The 16,226-nt window shown below is 41.1% G+C and carries 19 protein-coding genes; 13 read left to right on the forward strand and 6 right to left on the reverse strand.

Features of this window, described 5'->3' with window-relative positions:
- Nucleotides 1-23: 23 nt before the first annotated feature.
- A complete protein-coding gene (locus ACN20O_RS15830; RefSeq protein ID WP_491634978.1) occupies nt 24-824 on the forward strand; it encodes a DsbA family protein in 801 nt (266 codons plus the stop codon).
- A 402-nt stretch (nt 825-1,226) separates the two neighbouring features.
- Here the strand turns inward: ACN20O_RS15830 and ACN20O_RS15835 are convergent, their stop codons facing one another.
- A complete protein-coding gene (locus ACN20O_RS15835; RefSeq protein ID WP_491634980.1) occupies nt 1,227-3,017 on the reverse strand; it encodes a C1 family peptidase in 1,791 nt (596 codons plus the stop codon).
- Complete coding sequence (locus tag ACN20O_RS15840; RefSeq protein WP_491634982.1) at nt 3,014-3,415, reverse strand: hypothetical protein; 402 nt, start codon at nt 3,413-3,415, stop codon at nt 3,014-3,016. The genes ACN20O_RS15835 and ACN20O_RS15840 overlap by 4 nt, the downstream gene beginning before the upstream one ends.
- Nucleotides 3,416-3,538: 123 nt before the next feature.
- Here ACN20O_RS15840 and ACN20O_RS15845 point away from each other — a divergent pair, with 123 nt between their 5' ends.
- Together ACN20O_RS15845 and ACN20O_RS15850 are read left to right on the forward strand one after the other, a co-directional pair.
- A complete protein-coding gene (locus ACN20O_RS15845; RefSeq protein WP_491634984.1) occupies nt 3,539-3,985 on the forward strand; it encodes a hypothetical protein in 447 nt (148 codons plus the stop codon).
- Complete coding sequence (locus ACN20O_RS15850) at nt 3,985-4,542, forward strand: pentapeptide repeat-containing protein (protein ID WP_491634986.1); 558 nt, start codon at nt 3,985-3,987, stop codon at nt 4,540-4,542. The genes ACN20O_RS15845 and ACN20O_RS15850 overlap by 1 nt, the downstream gene beginning before the upstream one ends.
- On the opposite strand, the gene ACN20O_RS15855 is transcribed toward ACN20O_RS15850, so the two are convergent.
- Nucleotides 4,539-4,838 (reverse strand): hypothetical protein, encoded by a 300-nt coding sequence (locus ACN20O_RS15855; RefSeq protein ID WP_491634988.1) that lies wholly within the window; start codon nt 4,836-4,838, stop codon nt 4,539-4,541. The two genes, ACN20O_RS15850 and ACN20O_RS15855, sit on opposite strands and share 4 nt — an antisense overlap.
- On the reverse strand, nt 4,839-5,753 hold the full coding sequence (locus ACN20O_RS15860) for an arginase family protein (RefSeq protein WP_491634990.1): 915 nt from the start codon (nt 5,751-5,753) through the stop codon (nt 4,839-4,841). It abuts the gene before it with no gap.
- Nucleotides 5,754-5,790: 37 nt separating this feature from the next.
- On the opposite strand from ACN20O_RS15860, the gene ACN20O_RS15865 reads away from it, so the two are divergent.
- On the forward strand, nt 5,791-7,245 hold the full coding sequence (locus tag ACN20O_RS15865; RefSeq protein ID WP_491634992.1) for a DUF4339 domain-containing protein: 1,455 nt from the start codon (nt 5,791-5,793) through the stop codon (nt 7,243-7,245).
- On the opposite strand, the gene ACN20O_RS15870 is transcribed toward ACN20O_RS15865, so the two are convergent.
- On the reverse strand, nt 7,246-8,115 hold the full coding sequence (locus ACN20O_RS15870) for an MBL fold metallo-hydrolase (protein ID WP_491634994.1): 870 nt from the start codon (nt 8,113-8,115) through the stop codon (nt 7,246-7,248).
- A gap of 191 nt (nt 8,116-8,306) precedes the next feature.
- Between ACN20O_RS15870 and sucC the strand changes: the two genes are divergently transcribed.
- From sucC to ACN20O_RS15895, 5 genes are all read left to right on the forward strand, one after another.
- Entirely contained in the window at nt 8,307-9,473 is a 1,167-nt protein-coding gene (sucC, locus tag ACN20O_RS15875) for an ADP-forming succinate--CoA ligase subunit beta (protein ID WP_102243329.1), read from the forward strand.
- Between the two features lie 2 nt (nt 9,474-9,475).
- The gene (gene sucD, locus ACN20O_RS15880; protein ID WP_491634996.1) at nt 9,476-10,375 is read left to right on the forward strand and encodes a succinate--CoA ligase subunit alpha; all 900 of its coding nucleotides are present in this window, start codon (nt 9,476-9,478) and stop codon (nt 10,373-10,375) included.
- Between the two features lie 30 nt (nt 10,376-10,405).
- On the forward strand, nt 10,406-10,828 hold the full coding sequence (gene ndk, locus ACN20O_RS15885) for a nucleoside-diphosphate kinase (RefSeq protein ID WP_102243331.1): 423 nt from the start codon (nt 10,406-10,408) through the stop codon (nt 10,826-10,828).
- Nucleotides 10,829-10,987: 159 nt separating this feature from the next.
- Nucleotides 10,988-11,239 carry a TFIIB-type zinc ribbon-containing protein gene (locus ACN20O_RS15890; RefSeq protein WP_491634999.1) on the forward strand — a complete coding sequence of 84 codons (252 nt, stop codon included), beginning with the start codon at nt 10,988-10,990 and terminating at the stop codon, nt 11,237-11,239.
- 98 nt (nt 11,240-11,337) lie between these two features.
- Nucleotides 11,338-11,748 (forward strand): NUDIX hydrolase, encoded by a 411-nt coding sequence (locus ACN20O_RS15895; protein ID WP_491635001.1) that lies wholly within the window; start codon nt 11,338-11,340, stop codon nt 11,746-11,748.
- Here ACN20O_RS15895 and ACN20O_RS15900 read toward each other — a convergent pair.
- The gene (locus ACN20O_RS15900) at nt 11,745-12,719 is read right to left on the reverse strand and encodes a hypothetical protein (protein ID WP_491635003.1); all 975 of its coding nucleotides are present in this window, start codon (nt 12,717-12,719) and stop codon (nt 11,745-11,747) included. The genes ACN20O_RS15895 and ACN20O_RS15900 overlap by 4 nt on opposite strands.
- Nucleotides 12,720-12,958: 239 nt before the next feature.
- Between ACN20O_RS15900 and ACN20O_RS15905 the strand changes: the two genes are divergently transcribed.
- From ACN20O_RS15905 to ACN20O_RS15920, 4 genes are all read left to right on the forward strand, one after another.
- On the forward strand, nt 12,959-13,432 hold the full coding sequence (locus ACN20O_RS15905; protein ID WP_491635005.1) for a CarD family transcriptional regulator: 474 nt from the start codon (nt 12,959-12,961) through the stop codon (nt 13,430-13,432).
- Between the two features lie 75 nt (nt 13,433-13,507).
- Nucleotides 13,508-14,962 carry a cysteine--tRNA ligase gene (cysS, locus tag ACN20O_RS15910; RefSeq protein ID WP_491635007.1) on the forward strand — a complete coding sequence of 485 codons (1,455 nt, stop codon included), beginning with the start codon at nt 13,508-13,510 and terminating at the stop codon, nt 14,960-14,962.
- On the forward strand, nt 14,962-15,429 hold the full coding sequence (locus ACN20O_RS15915) for a GNAT family N-acetyltransferase (RefSeq protein ID WP_491635009.1): 468 nt from the start codon (nt 14,962-14,964) through the stop codon (nt 15,427-15,429). Before cysS ends, ACN20O_RS15915 begins: the two co-directional genes overlap by 1 nt.
- Nucleotides 15,426-16,220: a nitroreductase family protein gene (locus ACN20O_RS15920; RefSeq protein WP_491635011.1), complete on the forward strand. Its 795-nt coding sequence runs from the start codon at nt 15,426-15,428 to the stop codon at nt 16,218-16,220. Before ACN20O_RS15915 ends, ACN20O_RS15920 begins: the two co-directional genes overlap by 4 nt.
- The last annotated feature ends 6 nt before the right edge of the window (nt 16,221-16,226 follow it).

The following is a 16,226-nucleotide window of genomic DNA, read 5'->3' on the forward strand; positions in this document are numbered from 1 at the left end:
TGAGATTACCATCAGGAGGACCTATGAATAAATTCACTTACGCAATCGCGCTTCTTTCTACGGCATTTTTAATGAGCTGTACGACGTCTGAAAAAGACATGAAGGAGAAGCTAGCTAAAGTTTTAAAAGAGAACCCTAGTATCTTAACTGAAGCAATTGAAAAACACCCTGCCGAGTTTATCACTGCCCTCCAAAACGCAGCTAAAAATGCTCAGGAAGCCATGGCTAAAAACCGTGAAGCCGATGAGAAGAAACAGCTAGAAGAATCATTCAATAACCCCCTGGTGGCAGAAATCAGAAGTGATGAGGCGATCCTTGGACCTAAGGACGCCGCCATCACACTGGTGGAATACTCTGATTTCGAATGTCCATTCTGTTCTCGTGGAAACGCTACAGTGAATGAGCTGATGAAAAAATACCAAGGAAAGATTCGCTTCGTGTATAAACACCTGCCGCTTTCTTTCCATGAGCAAGCGATGATTTCAGCGCAATACTTTGAGGCGATTCGTCTGCAAAATAACGAAAAAGCTTTCAAATTTCACGATGAAGTTTTCGCTAACCAAAGCAAGCTTAAAGAAGGAACTGCTTTCTTAGATTCTGCAGCTAAGAAGGTGGGAGCTGATATGACTAAACTTAAAAAAGATTTACATTCTGACGCTGTTAAAAACAGAATTGCAGCAGACGTCGCAGAAGCAGGGAAATTTGGAATGCAGGGGACTCCTGGCTTCCTGTTAAACGGGGTGCCAGTTAGAGGGGCGTACCCCACAGAATACTTTGTTTCACTAATCGACGAGCTACAAAAACGCGGCAAAATTAAAATCTAAGAAAACATTCTGGGATTGGCGTGGTCTTGAGAATTCGAGACCACGCTAAACTCAGAGTTCCAACTAGCTTCAGCAAACTTTCCTTTCTTCCGTCAAAACATCAACCCTGTAAGATTCAGTAAGAGTATCCCGTCATTTTAATGACTTACTAAAGTGATTTATCGTCAAATTAGTGACTTACACAATGTAAGTTTAGTTACGATATATCAATGAGTTATCATCCTTATCCACACTATTAGGCATTCTAATAGGCCTTTTTAAACTTGGCACGGCTCCTGCAATATGTATTAGTGTGTGTGTGGAGAATCTATTAAAAGGATTTTTTTAGACCTCCTGTGAATGTCTCTCAAAAAGCCCATTGCTGAAATATGCACTGGGCTTTTTTGTTTTAGCCTACTTCTTTTACTTTTTGAGTGTTGAGTATGAGGTGGTGTTTTTGATTAAAGAATCTTCATCAAACCAAGCCTTTCCAGTTTTACCTTCGCGTTGATATTTTTTATCCTCCAGGTCGCGCCACTCACCCCAAGAGTTCTGGATGAGATAGTCTATTTTTCCGGCCTTGCACCGGTATCCGATGACGCTTACGACGTGGTAGCTGTTACCTCTTGAGGCGCGGCATGGCTGAAGGGAGTTGAAGAAGTAATTGGGGTCTTCTTTAAAGAAAATGGAACATAGGTTAGCACCAAAGGCAAAACCATTATTGAATGATTCTTTTGCAGTATTTAATAGTTTTTCACGCTCCTGAACCATCTTTTTCTCAAGTTCTACCGGGTTGTCGGTATTGGTGTAGAGAAATGAAATTTTATTTTCTTTGCAGCTAAGATTGGCCGGAATTTTAATCTTTTGATTATCGCTACAGGTTGGGGCCAGGAGCTGATTCAATGCTTTTTCATAGTTATTATCAGGAGAGTTTAAGACGAAATCAGCTATTTTCTCAAAGTCTGAAATGTTGGAATTATCAAAGCTGCTCACCAGGTTCTGAATTCCTTCACCTAACTTTTGATAGCTGCTTAAGCATGGATGAGAAGCAAAGTCTTTCATCATCCCATCTTGGTTCCGAAGATAGGCCAACTTATCGCTTGAGCATTTTGAAAAATCTTTTTTAGCATAACGGTTATAATCGTCTTCGAGAAGATCAAGTGTTTGAGAATCAAGTTGATTCAAGATATCCAAAACCTGCTTGTCCGTTACACGTGAAGGCAGCAATTCCTTGATCCCTAATGCCATGGCCTCTTTGCCGGATTTTGGTGCAGGGGATGACGTTAAGCTTTTTAAATAAACTTTCTCAATCATTTTTTTGAAATCAGAACTTACATTAAATTCATAAGTCTCATTGAGGCCGGGGTTTCGAATGGAGTATGGCCTGGAAATTTTCATTTGCAAAAGATAAGAAGCGGGATCTAATTTTCCTGATTTACTTCTGTTGTAAATATGTGCGGCTAATTCCCTTGCAAGAGTCAGTGCATTCTTTGCCTCTAATTTTTCACAGTTCTTGGCACTATATTCAGGGGCCTTTTTTTGAAATAAATCATAAAGGGCCAGTTGGTATTTTTCTTTTTTTGATAGATTGTTTGAGAGTTTTAGCTTTTCAAATTTTTCACGAGAAAAAATGTTGGTTTCACTTTTTGCCCCTTCATCTGTAAGCTGAGTGATTATTTCAGTTGCATTGCTCAGGGCCGGATTGTTTTGTTGAAGTGTGAATTGTTTATTAACGCCATCATAATATTGAGAAACTCGATTTAGAACTTCTTTTTGGAGTTCATAATGGTCGTTGTATGTCTCTAGGTTGTTGTCAAAGAGCACAGACTCTAAAGGAACATCTTTTCTGTTGCAAACACCACCATTTTCTTTTGCAACGTCAATTGCTTCACAGACTGTTCCGCCATTTATTAGCATATTGCCATTAGAACTATAGGCAGAAGAGTTTGTTTTTCTGGAATTATACTTTTCACCATAACCAATAGCTAAATTTATATATGAAACATCCGGTGAATCTGGTAGCGCAGATTGAAGCATGATTGAAGCTGTGTTCGCATAACAAGTACCAAGACCATCTTGATCTTGAGATCTTGAATTTTTTAGTGGGCCAGTCTCAGTATCAAGCCTCACCTCAGTGCCCTCTGCAACGGAGCCGCAACTTTGGGAATACAGGTTTAGTGGAAACAGAACGGCTAAAATGACGACTTTTCTCATTGTTTCTTCTCTTTTATTTCGTTTTGATCTGCAAGTATTGAAAGGGATGAAGAAGAAATAAATGATTTATCCTTAAAAAGACAAAAGGTATTTTCATTTCCTTGCAAATCCTTGAGGTAGATAATTTTTTGTTTTAGAACTTCTTTACACAAAACAGCGCCTGGATTTTTTCCACCCAGTGTTGAGTCTTTTGGCAAGGATTTCCATGAAATATTTTTGGTTAAGCTCAATGCCTCGCATGGATATTTTTTGCAACTAGCGGTGTAGAGCAACTTAGTATCAGTATCATCATAGAGTGCAATAAATGTATTTCCTGCTTTCCAGAGACTCTCTTGTGCGGTTGTCGTATTTATAGAGATAATTTGGCAAAAAACAAGCAAGAGATAATAAGGTTTCATGTCTCTCCAGGCAGAAGAAATATTATTAGATTCCTCATCGGTTGATAAACTTAGCTGACTTTAATAGTCGGTTGACTTGCATCTTTTAAATTAATACTATGGAGTCCGTATAGTGGGGGCTACATGAAAAAATTAATTTGTTTATTTGCTCTAATGTTTTCTATGAATTCGTTTGCCGAAGGTCAAAATGGTCTGGGGATTGTTTTTGGTGATCCATCAGGTGTAACTTTTCAGCACAAAGTGAATGCTCAGCAGTTCGCCGACTTTTATTTTGCTTATACATGGGACAGCGAATGGGTTTTTATGGGGGATTACAAGTTTCACCTTAATGGTCTTTTTAATGAATCAACTCCCCTGACTCCTTATGCAGGTATCGGTGCTTTTTTTAAGATCGAAGATAAAAAGCATGACGATGATGTCGCTTTAGGAGTACGTATTCCCTTAGGGGCAGACTGGAGAATTCCCAACTCACCAATTGTTCTTTTTGGAGAGCTTGTCCCGGCCCTGCGTTTGATTAAATCAACTGATGGGGATTTTCAGGCCGGTCTTGGTGGAAGGTTCTTCTTTTAATGAATGATTACTTTGAAGGGGAGACTTACAGCTCCTTTGACCCAAGTATCGCCCGTGCTGAGTTTATCGAGTGCCGTTTTCAGGGAGTGGACTTTACTTCTGTGAATATGAGTCACTTTAAATTCCTCGATTGCGAATTCACTGATTGCAACTTCAGCAATATTTCTTTAAAGAGCACCCATATTAGAAGTGGCGTCTTTAAAAAATGCAAACTCATTGGTTTAAACTGGGTTGAAGCTTCTAATGCTTCAGGGTGCTCTTTTACAGAATGTGTGCTCGATTACAGTGTCTTTCAAGGCATGAGTCTTAAGGGCGCTGTCTTTAAAGAGTGCCGAATGACGGAAGCGGATTTTTATGAGGCCGTTCTTATAAAGTCAGATTTCTCAGGCTCTCATTTAAAGGGAGCTGTTTTTAACCGCGCTAATTTATCTGAGGCCGATTTTCGAGGGGCCAAGGAGTATTTCATTGATGTGCGTGAAACGACGGTAAAAAAAGCGAAATTCAGTGTGCCAGAAGCACTCTCACTTTTAAGCTCGTTAGATATTGTGATTGATTAGGCCTCTGAATGTGGCTGTCTTAAAATAAAGTAGCAGATAATTGAGGCCACAACAAAGTAAGACCAGCAGTGGAAAGTTGGCCTGTGATTGAGTTGTAACAAATATAAGTAAAAAAGAATAAAGCTAACGGTACAAAGGCGCAGGAGTAAGCGCCCCCGGATATCATCAATATATGATGAATTTAGCGCAGTCATCAGGTAATAGAAAAGCATGCTACAAATCGCAGAACTAAAAAGAAAAATTCTTACTCTTCTTAAAGATTGAACTTCTTCAAGGTCATTAAGTACTGTGAGCATTTAATGATCCATGATTTTATAAAGAAGACCGGCCAAGGCCCTTGCTCCTTTTTGAGAAAGGTTATCGTAAACAGGGTTGTATTCGTAAATACCAAAATGGCGTGTTTTAAGCACGTCGAGTGAGTAAGTCAGAAGCTCTTCAACAAAATGGTAGGGAAGACCACGATGGTTAACAGCGCTCACTCCTTCCATCACCCCAGCATCAAGAGCATCAGCATCCAGGCTAAAAAGATAAAGGGCGTCTCGGTCATAAGGAATCATGCGCTCAAAGAGTTTGCGGTTATTGGTAAAATTTTGAGTCAGGTTTTTTAAGTCATCATAAGTCGCCACGACTTCTTTTGCTTTACCAAGTTCATTCATCGTCGTTTTTGTATTAGCAAAATCGTGAATCCCAAGTTGAATCAATTCAAACTGACCCTCAAACTCGTTGGCAAATTGCCTGAATGGAGTTCCCGAGTTAACGAAAGTGTCGATTCGTGTATCCAGGTGGGCGTCGATGTTGATGACTTTGATTTTTTTTGAAAGGGTGTTCATGGCCTTTAAGAGCGGATAAACATGGTCGTGGCCTCCGCCTAAATGAATGAACATTTTTGCCTGGGTGTAACCAGACAAAGCAGTCGCGAGTGCTTTCGCGTATTCCGATTGAGCGTACTCAAAACTTTCTTTCTCTAGCTCTGGATTGGCCATTTCAATATCAGACCAAGTCCCTTCATTATGCAGGGCCAATTTTTTGACAATGTTTAGAATCGCCTCTGGAGCGTAACCAGAGCCACGTCTGCCCATGTTCCTGATGGTCCCGATGTCGGAAGATGATTTTAGAAAAAGGATGCTCGCTTCACTCGGTTTAGACTTTCCGGCAATCACGCGTTCCTGGTCGCGGGTGCTGGCGTTTAGGAGGATCGGATCTTTTTTCATAGGGCATCCTTTAGTTTAGCGTTTACCAAAATTTAGTGTGAGTATATCATTAAAAGATCAAATGAATAAAGAATGGTTTATATTTAAAGGCACCCACCACCTCGGTCCATTTTCCCTGCAGGAAATGGAGGAGTTTGTTAGCGTTGGCGAGATCAATGCTCAGTCATTGGTATGGCGCGAAGGGGCCGAAAAATGGGAGGCCTTGGGAAAGACCCAAGAGCTTAAGTTTTTAGTCAATAAATCAGCACCGCCACCCGTTCCAACTCCGGCGCCAAAGGCCACTTTACCGGAGCTACCAGAGCTTCCTGATCTTCCGGATGATTTGCCTCCGCCGATGCCAAAAGCGGCCAAGAAGTCAGCTCCTGCTGAAATGGATGAGGATGAACCACCTCCAATTCCTCTTGATGCGATTTTAAACCCAGACGGAAAAAGACGCTCCTTTAAAAAAGAAGAGCGCGACACGTTTTCTCTCACTGATCCTAAAGTCATTTTAGGGCTTATCGTTTCTATTTTTATTCTGGTTGTGGGATGGTTTTATACTAACGAGCAAAGCTCAGCGATCCAAATCAGGATCAAAGGGATGATGCCGGTCTACCTGGAAAAACTTCAGGAAGTGGCGACCCAAAAGACTCCTTCTTTTGCCATGACGATGGCGCTTTCTCTCGATGGAAAAACTCTTTATGCTTCTTCAAACAAAGAAGGCGAGATTGTTTCAATTATTAAAATGCAGTCATTGCCAAAACGCACGCTGGGAACTGAGGATGTTGAGATCTTGGTTCGCGGAGTGATCCGCAATCACCTGGGTGAATTCTCGCGCATGCAGTTAACTAAAGGGCCGCAGTTTGTTCCGGGTGAATACAATATCGATTTTACCGGAAGACGCATTCACTTCTTAAATAGAAAGTTCAGGTTTTTAAATGATATTGGGTTTTTTAAGAAACTTAATACGACGTTCACTTACCATACCTCGGCCCTGATCTATGCAGGCACACCTCGCGAGTTTGAAACAAAAATTACTCAGTACCGCGAGCGCATCACAGAAGAAAAGATGAAGCCGTTTACTGATAAGCTTGAGCGCCTTCAGACTTTCCAGTCGCTTTTAACTAAGACCATGGAAAACTATATCCTGACGCTGGAGAGTGTGAAGAGAGCAAAGGATATGGACGGATTTGAAAGAGGTTATATTAAAGAAGTCTCTCCAATCATTCAGTCATTGGTTGTCGCTGCAAATGAGAATTCAAAGAAGTTTGAGGGTGATGAAGAAGCTCCAAAAAATAAAATTGCCTCATTTAAAACGCAAATGATGATGGGAAAACAAATCGGCGAACTTGCTTCTGACATGATTGAAGAAACGAAAAAACTTAAGAAGTTTAATAGCACCGAAAAAAATGCTCTCAGAGCAAGATTTGAAGGGCGTTACAAAAATATCAAGTCGCAGATTGATGCTAATATTACGCTTTTATCCGCAGAGATCGATAAAATCGGCAACTAATTAAAGAATAGAATAGGCCGCTTTAGCGGTGTAATTAAGCTTCTTCCCACACGTAAAATCACCTTTTTCATTCTTAACAACAGTCGATCCATAAAAAAGTGGATCGTGTTCAAAAATCATCGTCAGCCCTTTTTTCTCAATGAAATCCAGGAAGACTTTTTTATCTTCTGTCGTCACTCCGGGAGAAATGTCGTAGCCCATGACCCATGGAATGTGCACGTGGTTTGATGTCGGGATAAGATCGGCCATATAAATGATTTTGTCATCGTAGGCATGAAGCAGGTAAGGCGTGTGCCCCATTGAGCATTTAAACTTCATTCCAGGAAAGATTTCTCCTTCCATCCCATCCACAAAATGCACTTGATTATGATCTTGATACCACTTAATCACTGGCTCAAAGTATTCAATTTGAAATGACCCTGTGTCTCTGTCTGTCGGGTGGTGAGAGTATTCGTAGTGTTTTTTATGTAAGTGAACAGTGGCCTTCTTTAAAACCGGTTCAATTTTTCCATCCACCATTTTGCCAATTCCACCGACGTGATCAAAGTGCAGGTGAGAGATGATTAAATCTGTAATGTCCTCTGGTTTTAATCCCGCTTCTTCTAGAGCAAGTTCAAGCGGAGAGGGTTTGCCCACAACTCCAAAGCGCTCATCCCACTTCTGGCCGTGGTAGTCGCCGATGCCTGTATCGATAAGGATATTTTTATTTCCATCCTTAATAAGCACTAAACGCAGTGCTAATTCGATCCTGTTGAGTTCATCGGCCGGGTGAACTTTGTTCCAAAGGGGCTTGGGGATAATTCCGAACATAGCACCGCCATCCAGTTTAAAGCGCGCAGGTTCAAGAGAGAAATATTGTTTACTTTGCATATTGTTAAGCCTGTTTTTTGCCCAGAATGATCCCTAGGCAGCCCTAGGGTAAAAAATTGTTCGCGATTTGGCATTTTTTTTCATCAATTTTTGCGATGTTCCTTTAAGGACTTATGCCTGACTATTATTATGAACGGCGTCTTATTTACTATCATCTAGTCATTTCACACAAACTCTTTAGAGGAGAATCTATGAACGTCCATGAGTATCAAGCAAAAGATTTGATGCGCAAATTTGGTATTAAAGTATTAAACGGAAAAACTGCACAGTCAGTTGAAGACGCAGTAAAGGGAGCTGAAGCTCTTGGCGGAAAAGTTTGGGTTGTTAAAGCTCAAATCCACGCAGGTGGTAGAGGTAAAGCTGGTGGTGTAAAAGTTGCTAAGTCATTAGACGAAGTAAAAAAATACGCGACAGACATCCTTCACTCAACGCTTGTGACTCACCAAACAGGTCCAGAAGGAAAAAAAGTAAACACTCTTCTTATCGAAGAAGGCTGTAACATTGCTAAGGAATTCTACCTTGGGATCGTTCTAGACAGAAACACTTCTAAAGTTACATTCATGGCCTCAAAAGAAGGTGGAGTGGAGATTGAAGAAGTAGCACACAAAAATCCAGAAGCTATCGTAAAAGTTCCTGTTGAACCAGGAGCAGGATACCAACCATACATTGGAAGAATTCTTTCAAATGCACTAGGCCTAGATGCTGCTCAAGCAAAAGAAGCGGACGCTTTCTACAAAGGTCTATACAAACTTTACACTGAATCAGACTGTTCAATCGCAGAGATCAACCCTCTTGTATTAACTGCTGACAACACAATCATCGCTCTAGATGCTAAACTTAACTTCGATGAAAACGCCATGTTCAGACACCCTGAAATCGCGGCCTACAGAGACTTGACTGAAGAATCAGCAAAAGAAGTTGAAGCTTCAAAATACGGTCTTTCTTATATCGAACTTGATGGAAACATCGGTTGTCTTGTAAACGGTGCTGGGCTCGCTATGGCAACTCTAGACATCGTAAAACTTCACGGCGGAAACGCGGCGAACTTCCTGGACGTAGGTGGTGGAGCTACGAAAGAAGCTGTAGAGCAAGCTTTCAGAATCATCCTTTCTGATCCAAACGTAAAAGCAATCCTTGTTAACATCTTCGGTGGAATCATGAAGTGTGACATTATTGCAGAAGGTGTAGTAGCTGCAGCTCGCGCTGTATCTCTAAACGTTCCTCTAGTTGTTCGTCTTGAAGGAACAAACGTAGAGCTTGGAAAGAAAATCTTAAACGAATCAGGTCTAGCAATCACATCTGCTAACGACCTTGGCGATGCTGCTAAAAAAGTAGTAGCTGCAGCAAAAGGAGCATAATCATGGCCATCATGATCGATAAAAATACACGTCTAATCACTATTGGTATTACTGGTAAACAAGGAACTTTCCACACTAAACAATCTGAAGCCTACGGGACAAAAGTTGTTGGTGGGGTTACACCTGGTAAAGGTGGAACGGTTCACGAAGGATGGCCGGTATTCAACACTGTAAAAGAAGCTGTTAAAAAGACAGAAGCTAATGCAGCGATGGTTTTCGTACCACCTCCGTTTGCTGCTGACGCAATCTTAGAGTGTATCGAAGCAAAACTTCCAATCATCATCACAATCACTGAAGGGATTCCTATTCTAGATATGGTTAAAGTAAAAGACGCCCTATCAAGAAACCCAGAAGTAAGACTTGTTGGTCCAAACTGCCCAGGGGTTATCACTCCAGGTCAGTGTAAAATCGGTATCATGCCAGGTCACATCCACCTTCCAGGAAGAATCGGGATCATCTCTCGTTCTGGAACACTTACTTACGAAGCAGTTGGACAGCTAACAGCTCGTGGTATCGGTCAATCAACATGTGTTGGTATCGGAGGGGATCCTGTAAACGGTACAAACTTTACTGACGTTTTAGAGATGTTCAATAAAGATCCGGACACAGATGGTGTAATCATGATCGGGGAAATCGGGGGCTCAGCTGAAACTGATGCTGCTAGATGGATCCAAAAGAACATGAAAAAGCCGGTTGTAGGATTTATCGCTGGAGCAGCCGCTCCAAAAGGAAAGAGAATGGGTCACGCTGGTGCTCTAATCTCTGGAGAAGATGATACAGCTGCAGCTAAGTTTAAAGTTCTAGAAGAGTGTGGTATCACGGTGGCAAGATCACCTGCGGACCTGGCTTCTAAGCTTGAAGAAGCGATGAAAGCAAAAAACGTAACAATTAGAAACTCATAGTTTATAGATTCTTTAAAGGAGAACATACAAATGGAAAGAACATTTTCAATCATTAAGCCAAACGCAGTAGCTGACAACAACATCGGAAACGTAATCGCACGTTTCGAAAAAGAAGGTCTTCGTATCGCAGCTCTTAAACTTACTCACTTATCAAAAGAAAAAGCAGAAGGATTCTATATCGAGCACAAAGAAAGACCATTCTTTGGTTCACTAGTTGGATTCATGACTGAAGGTCCAGTAGTTCTTATGGTTCTTGAAGGCGAAAACGCTGTAGAGAAAAACAGAAAAATCATGGGAGCAACTAACCCTGCTCAAGCTGAAGAAGGAACTCTTCGTAAGCTATACGCTAAGTCAATCGAAGCAAACGCTGTTCACGGATCTGACTCTCTAGCATCTGCTGAAAGAGAAATTAATTACTTCTTCGATAAGAATGAAGTAAAAGCTAGATTCTAATTTTTAATTAAATTGAGCATAAAGAAAGGCCCGGATTTCCGGGCCTTTTTTATTTAAAGAAGCCACATCCATCAAGATAAACGAAGAATCCCTTAGCAATTATCAATTTTTTTTAAGTCCCCATTGCCATTACCATAAACGAATCAAGGAGCCTAACATATGAAATGCCCGAGTTGCACTGATTCTGTATTGTCGATGACTGATCGTCAGGGAATTGAAATTGATTATTGTCCTAACTGCCGTGGAATCTGGCTGGATAGAGGAGAGCTCGATAAACTCCTTGAAAAAACCAGGGCCAGCGAAGAAGCGCCCAGAGAAATGAGCCGTGAAAAGCTCAACGACGTGATCTATAAAACAGATTATTACAAAACTAAAAGAAAGAAGTCATTTTTAGAAGAGCTTTTTGATTAAGAGAGCTTCCATAAGAAGGCGCGCGGATCTTTTAGTGCCCAAAAGATCCGCACGTTTTTATCTTGTCTTTAATCTCATTTACCTTCATCCTCAAATCCATGAAGGAAAAAACAAAAGTTATCGCCTACATTTTTAGAAAGTCTGGCAGTGAGGTCCTGGTTTTTGACCATGCTGATTTTCCAGAGGCCGGCACTCAGGTTGTTGGGGGAACTTTAGAAGATGGTGAAGATTTTCAAATCGCTCTTTCCCGCGAAATCCTCGAAGAGTCGGGATTAGTCATTGCCCCTTCGGCATTCAGAAAAATTGGCGAGACGATCTATCAGCGCAAAGATAAACCAGAGGTCAATTACCGCCATTATTTTTCTTTTTCCTCAGATGAATTACTTGAGAGATGGTCTCATGTCGTCAAAAGTGATGGAGAAGACAACGGGATGGTTTTTGATTTCTTTTGGCTCCCGGTAAAGGAAGCCAAAAGAATTTTAACCGGAAACTTTGGAGAGCTTCTTTAGTCCTGGCATTGCTCGAACGACTCGTATGTTTCATCAGACGTTTCCAGAGTGACAATATCAACTTGTTTGATTCCTTCATCACCTCTTGAGCAGATCTTATTATTTTTCATTGTTTGAATTCTTGCAGTACAGTCACTAAGTGATTTGAGTGGATAACCGTAATATTCTGTGCGCGTAGATGCTCTCATCAGTGCGTACTGATTTCCGGCCGTAGTACAAGTCACGTTGTTTTTTGGAGTTGAAAGGATCGCTCCATCTTGTGCTGACCACTTATCAGAAACCAGGAATTGTTTAAGATCAGTAGAGTTTGTTAAGCCAGACCATGCCCAGGTTTTTAAACCTGTTGTTATGTAGTTGTTATCAAGAGCGATTCTTCCTTCACAGCTTGAAAGAATGAGCTGGTAGAAATTTTTACTTTTTGTTTTAAAGATATCGTAGGGAACTGGATTTCCATTGTAGTCATAGAAGGCCTTTTTATTTCCGTGAGAGCTCCAAAGAATGACTGATGTTTCTTCATCGCTGGCCGCAAGTTTTAAATGCTCAGCTGTGGCCTGTACGTTAATCATCACGCGGAATTTAAGTTTTGTGACGTAATTCATGATGTAGTAGATAGAATCCCAATCAGCTTTTTGAATGGTTTCATCTTTTGATGCACTTCCTAAACCAATAAAGATGTAGAAATTTTTCGACTTATATAGATGATCATCTTTTAGGCCTGAAAGAATCACATTTCCTGAGACCTGCTCTTTTGAAACAACTTCAAAAATTTGGTCAGGATTTTCTGCTTGTTTTCTCTCCAGCTCTTCTTTGAAGCGGGCGATTTCTTCAGAGTTATTTACGTCTGCTTCAAGAGCAATTTGATTATCTTTTAATAGGGCATCTGAGGCGGCCATATCCTGTGTTAATTTCTGCGTTTCAATCTTGCAGGCAGAAAAAAGAAGAACTAGGGCGATCATTAAAGCATGTTTCACGGGAATATCCTCATAGTGGTTATGTGAAGCTATTTTGAGGCTAAATTGAGTGGGATGGGAGGGCCCCGAGTGATAAATTCAAGGGTGTTTAAGGGTTAGACAGATTTATGTTGGGTGGGTTTTTGGCCTTACCTCCAATTTCTTTAAAAATTAAGCCTTATATGTAGATATTACAGGGTTTATTGAAGCCTGAGCCTCTCTGCGTTATGATCTGAGGGATTAATATTTTGGAGGTCTAAATGTTTTCAATTGGAGATTATGCAGTCTGCCCCGGACACGGTGTCGGCCAGATTTGCGATATTGAAGAAAGAGAAATGGGCGCTCAGACGAAGACTTTCTACATTATCAAAATCCTAGCTAATGGGATGACGGTAATGGTTCCAACTGACAGTGAAACGGGAATCCGTGGGCTAGTTGGTGACTCTGAAGTAGAAGAAGTTTATAAGCTTTTAAAGGACCATGACATTAAAGTTGATAATTCAACTTGGAATCGCAGATATAGAGAATACTCAGCTAAGATCAAAACGGGTTCTGTAGTGGAAATCGCTGAAGTTCTGCGCCAGCTTTTCCTTTTAAAAGAGAAAAAGGCCCTAAGTTTCGGAGAAAAGAAAATGTTAGATCAGTGCCGTGAGTTACTGGCACAGGAATTCTCGCTTTCAAATCACAGTGATAAAAATTCGGTAAACGACAAAATTAATTCATATTTCCAATAGCGAAAAGGCCCTTTTTGGGCCTTTTTTATGTTAGACTTTTAGGGTTACTAAAAAAGTCTAATTATTGGGAAGAAAATGGAAATTCTAGTTTTTAACAACCTTACTCGTTCTAAAGAAGTCTTTAAACCCATCGATTCAAACCAGGTTAAATTCTACAGTTGTGGACCGACAACTTATAACTTCCTTCACGTTGGAAACGCGCGTGCATTAGTTGTTGGAGATCTTTTCCACAGAACGATGAAGACTCTTGGATACAACGTAAAATTCGTTCGCAACTACACAGACGTTGACGATAAAATTTTAGAGGCCGCTCGCCAACGTGGGATTCACCCGAAAGAGCACGCTGATGAATTTATCCGCGAGTGTAACACTGATATGGAACACCTAGGGATGCTTCCAGCTTCTGTCACGCCGACAGTCAGTGAGACAATGCCAGAGATCATTCAGATGATCGAAGACTTAATTAAAAATGGCTATGCCTATACAGTAGAAAAAGATGGTGGGCAGGAAGTTCTTTACAATGTTCCAAAGTTTAAAGACTACGGAAAACTCTCTAAGGTTCAATTAGAGTCACTTCAGCACGGAATTCGTGTTGAGACTGATGGACATAAAAAACACCCTTCTGACTTCGTACTATGGAAGCCGGCAAAACCTGAAGAAGGCTGGAGCTGGGATTCTCCATGGGGGAAAGGTCGCCCAGGCTGGCACATTGAGTGTTCAGCTATGGCAAAAAAACACCTAGGAAAAACAATCGATCTTCACCACGGTGGAGTGGATTTATTATTCCCACACCATGAAAACGAAATCGCTCAATCGGAAGCAGCTAACGGATGCCCGTTCTGTAACAATTGGGCCCATAATGAATTTTTAAATTTTGGTTCAGAGAAAATGAGTAAGTCACTTGGTAACGTGGTGACGATCAGAAAATTCACTGAAACTTATTCGGGAGCAATCCTTCGCCATATTCTTTTATCTGTTCACTACAGATCAAAACTAGAATGGACGGAAGATTCAATTACTCGCGCGATTGGAGAGATTGAGCGTATCCATGAATTTACAATTCACTTATTTGGTGAACACAAAAAAGGATCAACGCCTGCTTCTGAAGTGGAGAAAGTTAAAAAAGCTCACGAAGAAATCAAACGCGAAATGGCCAACGACTTTAACGTTCCAGGAGCTATGGGAGTTTTCTTTAGCTTAATCAAAGACTACAACCGCATGGCCAAAGATGGCTACAGCGATGAGTATGCTTTTGAGTTAACAGAAGTTGTAAACTTTATGAAAGCAGCAACTGGTCTTATCCATGATTACCCGGAAGAAATCCTAAGACAGCTTAACCTTGCAAGAAAGGCATTGTCGGGAACAGCTGGTGCTAGCGATGCGGAAATCGAAGACCTTCTAGTTCAAAGAAAAGAAGCAAGAACGGCAAAAGACTGGACGAAGTCTGATGAAATCAGAAACCGTTTAAATGAGCTTGGAGTTGTGGTTAAAGACAACCCGGATGGAACATACACTTGGAGTTACAAGTAGTGAGTGCCGTTCTCCTTGTTCCGATGAATGAAGCGGAATATGTTATCTGGAGAGCAAAAAGTGAAACAAACTACCGCGATGAGATCGTGAAGAATGGATCGACTCTCGCGGAAGCTCAAAAAAAAGCGGACGAAGATTTTGCAAGGTTATTACCTGAAGGTCTGAAGTCCAAAGATCAATACATTTTTTCAATAAAAGCAGACAACGATTGGGTCGGGACACTTTGGCTTGGAGTCAGAGGCGCTCCCGACAATCGTAAAAGCTACATCTACGATATCGTTTTAAATGAAGAGACCAGAGGAAAAGGCATCGGCAAAAAAGCGATGGTGCTTTTAGAAGACGAAGTGAGAAAACTTGGTCTTCGCCACATCGGCCTGCATGTTTTTGGCCACAATAAAGTGGCACGCGGTCTTTATGAATCACTTGGATATGAAATCACCAATCTTAATATGGAAAAAACTCTATGAGTGAACAAAAAAACGTCTTTACGGAAATGGACGGAACATTCAAAGGCAATGAAGCATTTCAAAAAGAAGGAATGGATTATTACAATCCTTCTGAATTTAAAAAACTTGTTCTTGCCCGCCGTTCAGTAAGAAAATACACCAGTGAAAAAATTCCGGATCACGTTGTTAATGACTGCCTGGATATGGCGCTATTAGCTCCGAACTCATCTAATCTTCAGCAGTGGGAGTTCTACCGCATAACAACTCCAGCGATTAAAGAGCAGATTGCTTTTGCTTGTTTTTCTCAGTCGGCAGCTAAAACGGCATCAGAGCTTATTGTGTGCGTGGCCCGCAGAGATACATGGCGTGCTCACAGTAAACAGATGCTCGCAGAGTTCAAAAAACTACCAGTGGAAACACCAAAAGTCGCCCTGACTTATTATGGTAAACTTGTTCCCTTCGTTTATACAGTGGGATGGTTTAATATCCTGACACCTTTTAAATGGTTGATGAACACGCTCATCGGTTTTTTTAAAGTTGTTCCTCGCGAACCTATCAGTTCATTTGGTTTAAAAGTCTGGGCCGCAAAATCGGTCGCCTTAGCTTGTGAGAACTTGATGCTTGCTTTTAGAGCTCACGGTTACGACACATGCCCAATGGAAGGTTTTGATTCAAAGAGAGTGAAGTCGATTTTAGGTCTTCCTTGTGGGGCCGACATCGCTATGATTATTAGTGCAGGAAAAAGAGATGAGGGGGGAGTGTACGGTCCACGTATGAGATTTCCTCGCGAGCAATTTATTAAGACAGTTTAAGGGGCC

The sequence above is a fragment of the Bacteriovorax sp. As-1 genome, from assembly GCF_058446905.1.